The organism is Methylobacterium sp. Gmos3 (genome assembly GCF_056430985.1).
Genome location: NZ_JBWJYL010000007.1, coordinates 242,774 through 252,743 on the forward strand (window position 1 = coordinate 242,774; position 9,970 = coordinate 252,743).

Sequence of the window (9,970 nt, forward strand, 5' to 3'; positions counted from 1 at the left end):
CGACGCCGACGCATAAGGGAAAGCCATGCGCCGCCTGCTCGTCGAGGACCCCGTTACCCGCGCCGGCCCCCTGGCCCGGCACCTCGCGGTCTTCTCGCTCCTCGCGACGGGCATCGCGCTCCTCGTCGTGCGCGATCCGCGTGCCGACGTGTCCGCCGCCCTCGTCGCCCTGGCTGCGGGGCTGTCGGTGGCGGTGCTGGCGATCCTGGCGGCGGCCTTCGCCTTCGTGCGGGTGTGGCGCGAGGGCGCGCGGGGTCTCGGCGCGGCGCTGGGTGGCCTGTTCCTGGCCCTGCTGGTTCTGGCCTACCCGGCTTATGCCGGCCTGCGCGGGGCGCGTCTGCCCGCCCTGTCCGACATCTCGACCGATCCGGATTCGCCGCCCGCCTTCTCGCGCTCGCGCGTCGCCTTCGCCGCGCGGGACGGGCGCATCCCGCCCGAGCCGCCCCGCGCCGCGCGGGAGGCTCAGCGCGAGGCCTATCCTCTGGTCGCGCCGCTCACCCTCGACATCGACGCCGACCAAGCCTTCGAGCTCGCCCGGCAGGCGGCCCTGAAGCGCAAGTGGCAGATCGTGGAGGCGATCCGCCCCGGCGGGCGGATGGGGCAGGGGCGCATCGACGCCATTGCCCGCGGCCTCGTGCTCAACCTGCCCGACGACGTGACTGTGCGGGTGCGCCCCCGCGCCGACGGGGCGCGGATCGACGTGCGCTCGGCCTCGCGCCTCGGAAGCCGCGATTTCGGCGGCAATGCCGACCGCATCCGCGCCTATCTCGACGACGTGTCCACCCTGGCGCTCGCCACGAAGTAGCGGCTGTCCAGCAGGGGCGGGCCCTCGCACCCCGCGAGCCCGCGCGACACCAGATCCTCGAGATGAGCGAAGACCGAGAGCGCCGCCGCCCCGCGCAGGCGCGGATCGAGCCCCTGGTAGACCGCCGCCACGATCTCCGCGATGCGTTCATCCCCGGCGGCGAGGCGGGCACGGATCCCGGCCTCCCGCTGGCGGCGATGCCCGGCGAGGCCGCGCACGAAGCGGGCGGGCTCGCGCACCGGGCCGCCATGGCCCGGCCAGTAGACCGCTTCACCGCGTCCGCGCAGCTTGTCGAGGGACTCCATATAGGCGCGCATCTGCCCGTCCGGCGGGGCGACCACCGTGGTGGACCACGCCATCACATGGTCGCCGGAGAACAGCGCGTCGGCCTCCGGGAAGGCGAAGGCGAGGTGGTTCATCGTGTGGCCGGGGGTTTCGATCGCCGTGAGCGTCCAGCCCGGACCGGTGGCCGAATCGCCCTCGCGCATTTCACGGTCGGGGCGGTAGGCGCGGTCGGCGCTGGCGTCGAGGGCCGGAATCTCACCCTCGCCCAGGGGCCGCGCCGCGCGGTGAGGGCCGCAGCCGAGGATCGGTGCGCCGGTCGCTTCCTTCAGGCGGCGGGCGCCGGGGGAATGGTCCTTGTGGGTGTGGGTGACGAGGATCGCCTCGACGGTCTCGCCCGACAGGTCGGCGATCAGCGCGTCGAGATGGGCGGGGTCGTCGGGGCCGGGATCGATCACCGCCACCCGGCCATGCCCAATGATGTAGGTGCAGGTGCCTGTGGCCGTGAACGGGCTGCGATTGCCCGCGACCCGGCGCCGGATCATCGGCGCGACCTCTTCGAGATGCCCCGGCTCCGGCAGGGCTGAATTCAGGGTGGGCGTGGTGTCGTCGGGATCGGCCATGGCCCGCATCTAGCGCATTTCGCGCGCGCGCAAGACCGGATCTCAGCGGCTGTAGGGCGAGGGCGAGACCACCCGGGGGCCCGAGCGAGCGGGAAGAGCGATGTCGCCCGCGCCCGCCACCTGCACGATGGGGCTGCGCTCGGCGGCGCGGAGCTGCTGCCGGAAGCTGCGGGCGGCGGCCTCGCGGCGGATCGTGCCGACCCGTGCCTCGATGGCCCGCACCTCGCCCTTGCCGATGGCCGCGCGGCGATAGTCGCGCAGGTCGACCCGGCCGGCGCGGACACGGGTCACGACCTGTGCGCTCGAGCCCGTGGCGACGATGTCGCCGGGTCGCAGCGTCGTGTCCGCTTCCAGTGCGGCGTGGACCGCCCCGCCGATGGGCTGGCACGAGCAATCAGCCACCCGCCGCTGGCGGTAGACATTGGCCAGCGCCGAAGCCCGATAGGGCATTCCGTTCGGGCCGACGGCGTGATCCAGTTCCGTTTCGCCGGCCGCGAGGGTGAAGACCTCCGTCGCCGCGTTCGGGCAGGCGGCGGCGCAGGCGTTACGGTGGAGGGGCAGGTCGGCGGTGTCGCGCAGCGCGCCCAGGGGGAACAGGTAGCCGTCGCAGCGGCGCACGCAGACCGTGGTGTCACCGCTCCGGCCCGGCGAGAGCGCCGCGACCTCGGCCCGCTTCGCCGGACGGCGGCGCTCGGCCGTCGCGTAGCGGAACGCCTCCGGCCGGGGCGTGTGGACCACGCGCCTCGGCGTCCGGTCGAGCCTCGGGCGCGGAAGGGAATTGTAGCGGGTGGGCTGGGGCGGCGGCCGGACTTCGGCCTGACGTGGCGCCCCGCCGCCGAACAGCATCTCGAAGAAGCCGGCGATGCCATCCCTCTCCGAAGCCTGGACGAGGGTGCTACCCACGGACACCGAGCCGAGACCGAGGATGAGCCCGGCCAGCAGAGTGCCGATCATCTGTCGGCGGCTTCCGCCCGAATCGAAGGCGGCGGCGAACGCCGCGTTGAGGCGACGTTCTCCCAAGACTTGTCGCAACACCTGCAGCACGATTCGCCCCCGGTGCGCCCGATTTCCCGCAAAGCGCGAATTAGGCGCGCGGAGCGGCGCCGGGCAACACCGGTAAACAACTGATTAATGCAACTTCAGCGAATTTGTATCGTCTAAGCGTCACGCCTCGCGCTGACATGACCGATTTCGACTGTCGGACAAATCACAAAGACAATCTTCGTAGCACGAGTCCGCTTCAGCCCCCGTGCCGCCGACGGTCGCGCACGCGGACCGGAATCGGTTGAAGCACGGGCGCCGGGGCGAGGCCGCGGACGATGCTGGCGGCGAGATCGGACATCGCCTTCCCGAACTCCGACAGCCGGGCCGGAATGGCGCCGATGCCCGAGCGGCGCGTCTTGCGTGCAGTCCTGAACCCGAAACCCGGCATCGCTCACCTCGCGAAGACGTCCCCGACCATTCCACGAACGCAGGCCGCTGCCGACCGTTCCTCCCGAACCCCTACACGAAGAGTCGCGACACAATGGCTCCTAGGATGGGAACCGGAGCTGAAACTTGGCGTTTTCAAGGCAATCACAGCACGGACCGTCGGACGTGCCGGAGCTATAGAAGGATCTTCGAGATGCTGGGTTGGGCCGTCACTTTCCTCGTCGTCGCACTCGTCGCCGCTCTGCTCGGTTTCGGCGGTATTGCCGGCACCGCGATGGAAGCCGCGAAGCTGGTGTTCTTCGTCGCGATCGTCCTCTTCGCCATTTCGGCGGTCGTCGGCCTGATGCGCGGCCGTTCGCCGACCCTCTGACCGGGGTCGCCTGATTTGACACGACAGGGGCCGCCCAGGACATGGGCGGCCCTCTTCGTTTCAGGATATCGGAAAAGACAGGTCAGACCGGATCGCGGTCGTTGGCATCGAGCCGGGCGATCAGTTCGGCGAAGCGATCAGGCACCGGCTGGTTGGCGACCGTGTCGTACATCGAGCGCAATTGCAGCGCGATGCGGTCACGTATCTGCGGCGTCAGGGTCGCCGCCTTGCGGGGTCCCGCCGCCACGGTCTCGTCGTGGGCGTCGTCACTCTCGGGTCGTTCGGCCAACATGTCACCTTCAGCCGTCTCGGCATTGGCTCGGGCAACGGACTTCTCGCTCCGGAGATCCTCTCCAGATCTCTCCACCGTCATCCAAGCGCCCCTTGTTGCGTGCACTCACAAGGCCACATTGTGCTGCGGCTCAAGTTACGTCATGGCTTCGGCGGCAACGTCCGCTCCGCATTTCGGTTCCGCTTTTGCGGAACGGAGCTGCGGTCCCCGCGTTGGGCGGGAGGCCAAGGATCCAAATAGCCACGGTCCGGGCACCTTTTCCGTCATTCCGGCGGGGCGGTGTCCGAGGTCAAAGGCGAGGCACAGGTAGAACGAATGTCGACATCGCAACTGGTGGTGCAGCATCTGCCGTACCTGCGCCGCTACGCGCGTGCGCTGACCGGCAGCCAAGTGGCGGGTGATGCCTACGTGGCGGCGACCCTCGAGACCCTGGTCAACGAGCCCGATACGCTCGGGCGTAGCACGAACATCAAGGCGGACCTGTTCCGCGTGTTCACGCGGATCTGGAACTCGCTCTCGGTGAACGGCCGCAGCGAGCAGGTCCAGCACGATCTCCCGGCGGAGGTTCGTCTCGGCCAGATCACCCCGCTGCCCCGGCAGGCCTTCCTGCTCTCCTGCCTCGAAGGCTTCTCGGAAGAGGATGCCGCGACCATTCTGGGCGTGGACGTCGCCGAGGTCCGCGACCTCGTGGACGAGGCCGGGCGCGAGCTCGCCGCCGACATGGCGACCGGCATCCTCATCATCGAGGACGAGCCGCTCATCGCGATGGATCTCGAAGCGCTGGTCGAGGGCCTGGGCCACAACGTCATCGGCGTCGCACGGACGCGCACCGAGGCGGTGAAGATCGCCGGCAGCGAGAACCGTCCGGGCCTGATCCTGGCCGATATCCAGCTGGCCGACGGTTCGTCCGGTCTCGACGCGGTCAACGACCTGCTGAAGACCTTCGAGGTGCCGGTGATCTTCATCACCGCCTATCCCGAGCGGTTCCTCACGGGTGAGCGGCCGGAGCCGGCCTTCCTCATCGCCAAGCCGTTCCAGCCTGCCAACGTCTCGGCCGTCATCAGCCAGGCGCTGTTCTTCCAGCAGACGGCGCGGCGCCGCGAGGCCAAATCCGCGTAAGCGATCTGGCGACTGGTCCTTACACGTTCGACAAGAGCCCCGGTCCTGGCCGGGGCTTTTTCGTGTCCGCGCATAAAGAAACGGGCCGGAGCCATGCTCCAGCCCGTCAAAGAGGTTCCGGCCGATGCACAAGGGGAATGCGGGGAGGACCAAGTGGCCGGGTGAAAAGGAAACGGCGCCAGGGCACCCCGGTTCCGCTATTTTTAGTGGTGGCCGTGTTTTTCGTGTCACAGGCAGGGGGTGTGGATAACGGGCGTGCGGCGCCGCACGCACGCCGCCGCGCAGTGCGAATACTGATTCATTAAAGAAGCGTGACAGTGGAGGAACCGAAGATCGCAGTCGGCGTTATCGGAACATCCTGTCAAGCTCTTCGTGAGGTCACGGCGATGCGGCGGTCTGGTGTCATCCTCGGAATCGGTGCCCCTGCTGCTCTTCTCACCGTGCTTGCCCAGCCGGTGGTTAGGGACACCGCCGATCATTGGGCGCCCCTCATGCCGGTCGCGGCGCCGAGCGCGCCGATCGCCCTCCCGGGCATGCGCCCCGTCTCCATCGCCTTGAGCCCGACCCGTGTCGCCGGCATCGACAAGGGGTCGCGCGGCCCGATGGCGAGCGAAATGGAGATCCCGACCGGCCCGATGCCGGTGAAGCCCGTCCGCCGCTACCAGCGCGAGGGCTGCGAGGCGCCGCTGAGCTCGCTGGTGAGCCCCGAGGCGCGGCGGATGGTTCCTGGTCGCTGCATCTCCTGACGCCGCCCACCCAGCAACAAAAAAGCCCCGCTTCGTGCGGGGCTTTTTGTTGCCGTCTCAAGACGGCGCTCATGAAAACGGCGCCGGTCCGGGGGGACGCGGCGCCGTACGCGACTTAAACCTCACACATCACTCGCCGCGGCCGGTCCCGGTCGATTGACCGCCCTTGCGACCAGCGGACGACGCCAGTTCACGGTCCTGCGAGAACGAGCGCTTCTCGGCCGGCACGCTGCGGCCGCCCTTGCTCGCGATTTCGCGCTGACGCTCGATGTTCATCGAGGCAAAGCCCCGCTTCGAGGTCGAGTTTCCGGATGCCATCAGTTCCTCCTCAGGCTTCGCTGCACTCGGCATCAACCTTCAGCAATAACCAAGGTTCCTGCTAGGCCTGCGAGCTGGGCCGGAAACCGCACCTGAGCTTGGCAGCAACCCCCGCGCTCGCAAAAACGTTGGCGACTACATCGCGGCCAGCACGGTTTGGCCGTTTGTTGCAGTGCAGGATTTCAGCGGATGACCAATCGCAACATGGTGAACGGCGACGCCAAGACAGTCGCTCCCAACGAGACGCCCTTGCCGCCGATGCCGGCACCGGAGGATGCGGCCCGGCCGACCACCCATGACGACCCGGTCGACTCGCCTCAGCCCAACGCCAGCGCCAAGCGCGACGCCCCCGACGCGCACAAGGAGGGCCTTGCCACCAAGCGTTGATGCGCGTCAGGCGGCTTCCTGCCGGCGGCGCACGCGGATGAGGACGAGGATCAGCCCCGCGATGGCCAGGACCGTCGCGGCGGCCGCCACCGTCAGGATCCGCCCGATCAAGGGCGTGTAGACGCCTTTTGCCGCATCGTAGCCGTAGCAGAGCAGGGCGAGGCGGTCGGAAAGGGCGCCGACCTGTCCCTCGCCGGCCTCGGTCAGGGCGAGGCGAAGGTCCTTCCCGTCGAGGGCGAGGGGGGAAAGCACCCGGGCGAGCCGTCCGTCTCCCGTCAGGAGCAGGGCGGCGGCGGGATGGGCGAAGCTGTCGCTGGCTTCGTCGTAGGCGTAGCGATAGCCGAGATCCCCGGTGAGCCGGGCGATGCCACCCGCATCCGCCACCAGCGCGACGGGATGCCCCGGCCGGTCGCCCCAGATCGCGGCGACCCTGGCTCTGGCCGTCGCCGCGTCGTCCTTCGGGTCGATGCCGACGAGGACGAGGCGCCGGTCCGTCGGATCGAGCCCCGTCTTGTCGAGGGCATCGCCGGAGAGCCCGATCATCGGGTCGCACACATTGCCGCAGGTATAGTCCACGGGCAGGAGCAGGACCGGATGCCCGTCAATCAAGGCGCCGAGGCGCGTGGTTCGGCCGGTGAGCGTATCGGTGACGGGGAGGTCGAGGGGAGCCCGCGCGCCGGGTTTCGGCGCCACGGCCACCGCGTCGAGTTCGACCCGGGCCAAGCGCGCCTCGGCGAGCCCGGCGGAGGCGAGACACAGGAGGCTCGCGAGGGTCAACCTCCGCGCGGGGCTGGACAAAGACCGGACAAGCCGCATGGATAAGTCCGCCGGGCGAAGACGCATCATCCGGTTGTCCTCCCGGTCGCGGAGCTTCGCATGACCCTCGACACCGAGGTTACATCCCTCCGCCAAGTCCCGCTGTTCCGGGAGGTGGAGCCGGCGCGCCTCAAGCTCCTCGCCTTCACCAGCGAGCGGGTGCATTTCGAGCCCGGCCAGCGTTTCTTCGCGCGGGGCGACGTGTCGGACGCCGCCTACGTCATCCTGGAAGGCAGCGCGGAAGTGAGCATCGACGGACCGGTCGGGCCGGTGCGCCTCGCGCTCCTCGGTGCCGATGCCCTGGTCGGCGAAATGGGCATCCTGGCCGATCAACCGCGCTCCGCCACGGTCACGGCTGAAACCGCCGTCACCGCGCTGCGCATCGACCGGGGGGTGTTCCTCGAACTGCTCGCGCAATTCCCCCAGATCAGCATCGCGCTGATGCGCGTCCTGGCGACGCGCCTCGAACAGACGAACCAGGCGCTCGCGGAAAGCCGGGGCTGAGCCTTCCCCGCGCGCCCTCATGACGTCGGGTAGGTGATGAATTCGAGGAGCGATCCATCGGGATCGCGGAAATAGACGCTCTGGCCGGCTCCCGCCGCGCCGTGGCGCTCCACCGGGCCGAGTTCCACCGGCACGCCCGCCGCCTTGAGATGGGCGATGGCCTCCTCGACGCTGCCCGACCAGCGGAAGCACAGGTCGCTGTTGCCGGGCAGGACGGGCTGGGCCGCCACCGGCTCCGGCGTCACGCCCGGCCCGTGGCAATTCAGCTGCACGCCACCGAAGCGGTAGGCGAAGCCGGGGCCGCGCGCGATCACCTCGGCGCCGACCACATCCCGGTAGAAGGCGTTCGAGCGATCCCAATCGCTGACATGGATGACGCAATGGTCGAGGTGGATCGCCGGGCGGAGGTCCACCACCGGCGCCTCGGCCATCTCGGCGGTTTGGGTTTGCGTCTCGGGCATGGGGGGCCTCCTGCGGGCCCCATCGATCTAGGGCACTGGATGCGGCGCAAAAGCTACATCGGCGCGGGCGTGAACGGGCTAGTCAGTCACTTCACGAGTATAGAAGGACGATCATGGCCGTCTCACGCCCGAACAGCCGCCGCCGTATCACGCCGGTTTGTCTCGCGTTGACGGCCGCCCTGTCGCTCGGCGCCTGCCAGACCCGTCAGGCGCAACTGGCGCAGGACGACGATTCGGCCTGGTACATCGGCGCCAAGGCGGACAAGCCCTTCGACATCCCCCTGGTCGATACCGGCCGGCTCGATCCGAAGTACCGGCGGCAAACCGTGGCCTATACCGGCCTGGAGGCGCCCGGCACCATCGTCGTGGACATCGACCAGCGCCAGCTCTTCCTCGTGCAGGAGGGCGGCACGGCGCTGCGTTACGGTGTCGGCGTCGGCAAGGCGGGCTTCTCGTGGAAGGGCGAGGCGCGGGTCGGCCGCAAGGGCGTCTGGCCGGATTGGAGTCCGACGCCGACCATGGTCTCCCTGCATCCGGACCTGCCGCGCACCCGCAAGGGCGGGCTCGACAATCCCCTCGGGGCGCGGGCGCTCTACCTCTACCAGGGCAACCGCGACATCCTGTTCCGCATCCACGGCACCAACGAGCCGTGGAGCATCGGCGAACAGATGTCCTCCGGCTGTGTGCGCATGCTCAACGAGGATGTCGCCGACCTGTACGAGCGCGTGCCGGTGGGCGCCCGCGTGATCGTCAAGCGCGGCGGGCGTTCCCGCGTCTCGACCCTCTAGCTCGACGGGGTCGCATCGGCCGTCCTCGGGATCGGGCTCGGCGCGGCGTCGGCCTGCGAGCCGTCGCTGCCCAGCACCGTCGCCGCCGTGAGGCCGCCGCGCCGCCCGTCGTCCGGGTTCGGCGGGCCGATGACGTGGGCCGCCGCGATCATGAGGGCGAGCGCCGCGGCGAAACCGTAAGCGAGGGTGCTGAAGGTGCGCATGTGGCATCAACCGGACGCCGCGCGCGCCGTTCCACGGCCGGTGCGCGCCACACCCCGTTAAGTCAACGTTTCACCAAAACCGCCACAAACATCCGACAGGGATCGTCGCCTCGACCGACATCCTCACAGGACATCGTGGATCCAATACTTTCGATGCGGAGCTTCGTTCTCGCCCTCGCCCTCCTCGGCTGCACCCCTTGCCTGGCCGAACCCCTGACCGGTCCCGCCACCGTGGTGGACGGCGACACGCTCGACCTGCACGGCACCCGCGTCCACCTCTACGGAATCGACGCGCCGGAGGCCGGGCAGCACTGCGAGACCGCCACCGGCCGCTCCTACCCCTGCGGGCACGAGGCCACGCGCCTGCTGCGCAAGCGGATCGGGGAAGGACCCGTCACCTGCGAGCCCCATAACGCCGATGCCAAGGGCCGCCTGATGGCGACCTGCAAGGCCGGTGGCGACGACCTCTCGGCCTGGCTGGTGAGCCAGGGCTACGCCCTCGCGAGCCGGTCCGTCACCAGCGCCTATGTGCGGCAGGAGGCGCGCGCCTGGGCGACCCGGAAGGGCATCTGGGCCGGCACGTTCGAGCCCCCGGCCGATTGGCGCCACGACCACCGCCGCCTGGAAGCCGCCGCCGGCACCGAGCCCGCGACACACTGAACCCCTCAGGGAAATCCGCCGAGCGCCAGCGCCAGGGCGATGAGGACGATCCCGGCGCCCACCAGCATGAGCGCCGCCCGGCCCGCCTCGTCCGCACGCCGGCTCATGCGTTCGTTCACCGCAGCAGGCCGGCGAGCATGGCGGTGAGGCCGAAGCAGAACGAGA

General features: G+C 69.6%; 16 protein-coding genes. 8 read left to right on the plus strand and 8 right to left on the minus strand.

Features of this window, described 5'->3' with window-relative positions:
• Window positions 1-25 precede the first annotated feature (25 nt).
• A complete protein-coding gene (locus tag ACS5Q7_RS16370; RefSeq protein ID WP_478340360.1) occupies window positions 26-805 on the plus strand; it encodes a DUF1499 domain-containing protein in 780 nt (259 codons plus the stop codon).
• Here the strand turns inward: ACS5Q7_RS16370 and ACS5Q7_RS16375 are convergent.
• The 3 genes from ACS5Q7_RS16375 to ACS5Q7_RS16385 form a co-directional block, all read right to left on the minus strand.
• Window positions 763-1,710, minus strand: a complete 948-nt coding sequence (locus tag ACS5Q7_RS16375) for an MBL fold metallo-hydrolase (RefSeq protein WP_478340361.1) — start codon at window positions 1,708-1,710, stop codon at window positions 763-765. The two genes, ACS5Q7_RS16370 and ACS5Q7_RS16375, sit on opposite strands and share 43 nt — an antisense overlap.
• A gap of 42 nt (window positions 1,711-1,752) precedes the next feature.
• Complete coding sequence (locus ACS5Q7_RS16380; protein ID WP_478340362.1) at window positions 1,753-2,664, minus strand: DUF2865 domain-containing protein; 912 nt, start codon at window positions 2,662-2,664, stop codon at window positions 1,753-1,755.
• A 286-nt stretch (window positions 2,665-2,950) separates the two neighbouring features.
• Entirely contained in the window at window positions 2,951-3,142 is a 192-nt protein-coding gene (locus ACS5Q7_RS16385; RefSeq protein WP_478340363.1) for a hypothetical protein, read from the minus strand.
• Window positions 3,143-3,334: 192 nt separating this feature from the next.
• Here ACS5Q7_RS16385 and ACS5Q7_RS16390 point away from each other — a divergent pair, with 192 nt between their 5' ends.
• The gene (locus ACS5Q7_RS16390; RefSeq protein ID WP_007568853.1) at window positions 3,335-3,511 is read left to right on the plus strand and encodes a DUF1328 domain-containing protein; all 177 of its coding nucleotides are present in this window, start codon (window positions 3,335-3,337) and stop codon (window positions 3,509-3,511) included.
• Window positions 3,512-3,593: 82 nt separating this feature from the next.
• On the opposite strand, the gene ACS5Q7_RS16395 is transcribed toward ACS5Q7_RS16390, so the two are convergent.
• Window positions 3,594-3,803 carry a NepR family anti-sigma factor gene (locus tag ACS5Q7_RS16395; RefSeq protein ID WP_478340364.1) on the minus strand — a complete coding sequence of 70 codons (210 nt, stop codon included), beginning with the start codon at window positions 3,801-3,803 and terminating at the stop codon, window positions 3,594-3,596.
• Window positions 3,804-4,118: 315 nt separating this feature from the next.
• Here ACS5Q7_RS16395 and ACS5Q7_RS16400 point away from each other — a divergent pair, with 315 nt between their 5' ends.
• Together ACS5Q7_RS16400 and ACS5Q7_RS16405 are read left to right on the plus strand one after the other, a co-directional pair.
• Window positions 4,119-4,922 (plus strand): response regulator, encoded by an 804-nt coding sequence (locus ACS5Q7_RS16400; RefSeq protein WP_478340365.1) that lies wholly within the window; start codon window positions 4,119-4,121, stop codon window positions 4,920-4,922.
• Between the two features lie 386 nt (window positions 4,923-5,308).
• Entirely contained in the window at window positions 5,309-5,668 is a 360-nt protein-coding gene (locus tag ACS5Q7_RS16405) for a hypothetical protein (RefSeq protein WP_478340366.1), read from the plus strand.
• 129 nt (window positions 5,669-5,797) lie between these two features.
• Here the strand turns inward: ACS5Q7_RS16405 and ACS5Q7_RS16410 are convergent, their stop codons facing one another.
• Window positions 5,798-5,986 carry a con-10 family general stress protein gene (locus ACS5Q7_RS16410; RefSeq protein WP_238248473.1) on the minus strand — a complete coding sequence of 63 codons (189 nt, stop codon included), beginning with the start codon at window positions 5,984-5,986 and terminating at the stop codon, window positions 5,798-5,800.
• Between the two features lie 189 nt (window positions 5,987-6,175).
• Between ACS5Q7_RS16410 and ACS5Q7_RS16415 the strand changes: the two genes are divergently transcribed.
• The gene (locus tag ACS5Q7_RS16415) at window positions 6,176-6,373 is read left to right on the plus strand and encodes a hypothetical protein (protein WP_478340367.1); all 198 of its coding nucleotides are present in this window, start codon (window positions 6,176-6,178) and stop codon (window positions 6,371-6,373) included.
• A gap of 6 nt (window positions 6,374-6,379) precedes the next feature.
• Here the strand turns inward: ACS5Q7_RS16415 and ACS5Q7_RS16420 are convergent, their stop codons facing one another.
• Window positions 6,380-7,150, minus strand: a complete 771-nt coding sequence (locus ACS5Q7_RS16420; protein ID WP_478340368.1) for a thioredoxin domain-containing protein — start codon at window positions 7,148-7,150, stop codon at window positions 6,380-6,382.
• Between the two features lie 99 nt (window positions 7,151-7,249).
• Here ACS5Q7_RS16420 and ACS5Q7_RS16425 point away from each other — a divergent pair, with 99 nt between their 5' ends.
• Window positions 7,250-7,693 carry a cyclic nucleotide-binding domain-containing protein gene (locus ACS5Q7_RS16425; protein WP_478340369.1) on the plus strand — a complete coding sequence of 148 codons (444 nt, stop codon included), beginning with the start codon at window positions 7,250-7,252 and terminating at the stop codon, window positions 7,691-7,693.
• Between the two features lie 17 nt (window positions 7,694-7,710).
• Here the strand turns inward: ACS5Q7_RS16425 and ACS5Q7_RS16430 are convergent, their stop codons facing one another.
• On the minus strand, window positions 7,711-8,154 hold the full coding sequence (locus tag ACS5Q7_RS16430) for a VOC family protein (RefSeq protein ID WP_478340370.1): 444 nt from the start codon (window positions 8,152-8,154) through the stop codon (window positions 7,711-7,713).
• A gap of 113 nt (window positions 8,155-8,267) precedes the next feature.
• On the opposite strand from ACS5Q7_RS16430, the gene ACS5Q7_RS16435 reads away from it, so the two are divergent.
• The gene (locus ACS5Q7_RS16435) at window positions 8,268-8,942 is read left to right on the plus strand and encodes a L,D-transpeptidase (protein ID WP_478340371.1); all 675 of its coding nucleotides are present in this window, start codon (window positions 8,268-8,270) and stop codon (window positions 8,940-8,942) included.
• Here the strand turns inward: ACS5Q7_RS16435 and ACS5Q7_RS16440 are convergent.
• On the minus strand, window positions 8,939-9,145 hold the full coding sequence (locus tag ACS5Q7_RS16440; protein ID WP_478340372.1) for a hypothetical protein: 207 nt from the start codon (window positions 9,143-9,145) through the stop codon (window positions 8,939-8,941). The genes ACS5Q7_RS16435 and ACS5Q7_RS16440 overlap by 4 nt on opposite strands.
• A gap of 153 nt (window positions 9,146-9,298) precedes the next feature.
• Here ACS5Q7_RS16440 and ACS5Q7_RS16445 point away from each other — a divergent pair, with 153 nt between their 5' ends.
• Window positions 9,299-9,805, plus strand: coding sequence for a thermonuclease family protein (locus ACS5Q7_RS16445; protein ID WP_478340373.1), 507 nt, complete (start codon window positions 9,299-9,301; stop codon window positions 9,803-9,805).
• Window positions 9,806-9,970 lie beyond the last annotated feature (165 nt).

Bases quoted from the DNA above. Each gene is read 5' to 3' on its own strand.
- ACS5Q7_RS16370 (WP_478340360.1), top strand. From the start codon at position 26: ATGCGCCGCCTGCTCGTCGAGGACCCCGTTACCCGCGCCGGCCCCCTG.
- ACS5Q7_RS16375 (WP_478340361.1), bottom strand. From the start codon at position 1,710: ATGGCCGATCCCGACGACACCACGCCCACCCTGAATTCAGCCCTGCCG.
- ACS5Q7_RS16380 (WP_478340362.1), bottom strand. From the start codon at position 2,664: ATGATCGGCACTCTGCTGGCCGGGCTCATCCTCGGTCTCGGCTCGGTG.
- ACS5Q7_RS16385 (WP_478340363.1), bottom strand. From the start codon at position 3,142: ATGCCGGGTTTCGGGTTCAGGACTGCACGCAAGACGCGCCGCTCGGGC.
- ACS5Q7_RS16390 (WP_007568853.1), top strand. From the start codon at position 3,335: ATGCTGGGTTGGGCCGTCACTTTCCTCGTCGTCGCACTCGTCGCCGCT.
- ACS5Q7_RS16395 (WP_478340364.1), bottom strand. From the start codon at position 3,803: ATGTTGGCCGAACGACCCGAGAGTGACGACGCCCACGACGAGACCGTG.
- ACS5Q7_RS16400 (WP_478340365.1), top strand. From the start codon at position 4,119: ATGTCGACATCGCAACTGGTGGTGCAGCATCTGCCGTACCTGCGCCGC.
- ACS5Q7_RS16405 (WP_478340366.1), top strand. From the start codon at position 5,309: ATGCGGCGGTCTGGTGTCATCCTCGGAATCGGTGCCCCTGCTGCTCTT.
- ACS5Q7_RS16410 (WP_238248473.1), bottom strand. From the start codon at position 5,986: ATGGCATCCGGAAACTCGACCTCGAAGCGGGGCTTTGCCTCGATGAAC.
- ACS5Q7_RS16415 (WP_478340367.1), top strand. From the start codon at position 6,176: ATGACCAATCGCAACATGGTGAACGGCGACGCCAAGACAGTCGCTCCC.
- ACS5Q7_RS16425 (WP_478340369.1), top strand. From the start codon at position 7,250: ATGACCCTCGACACCGAGGTTACATCCCTCCGCCAAGTCCCGCTGTTC.
- ACS5Q7_RS16430 (WP_478340370.1), bottom strand. From the start codon at position 8,154: ATGCCCGAGACGCAAACCCAAACCGCCGAGATGGCCGAGGCGCCGGTG.
- ACS5Q7_RS16435 (WP_478340371.1), top strand. From the start codon at position 8,268: ATGGCCGTCTCACGCCCGAACAGCCGCCGCCGTATCACGCCGGTTTGT.
- ACS5Q7_RS16440 (WP_478340372.1), bottom strand. From the start codon at position 9,145: ATGCGCACCTTCAGCACCCTCGCTTACGGTTTCGCCGCGGCGCTCGCC.
- ACS5Q7_RS16445 (WP_478340373.1), top strand. From the start codon at position 9,299: ATGCGGAGCTTCGTTCTCGCCCTCGCCCTCCTCGGCTGCACCCCTTGC.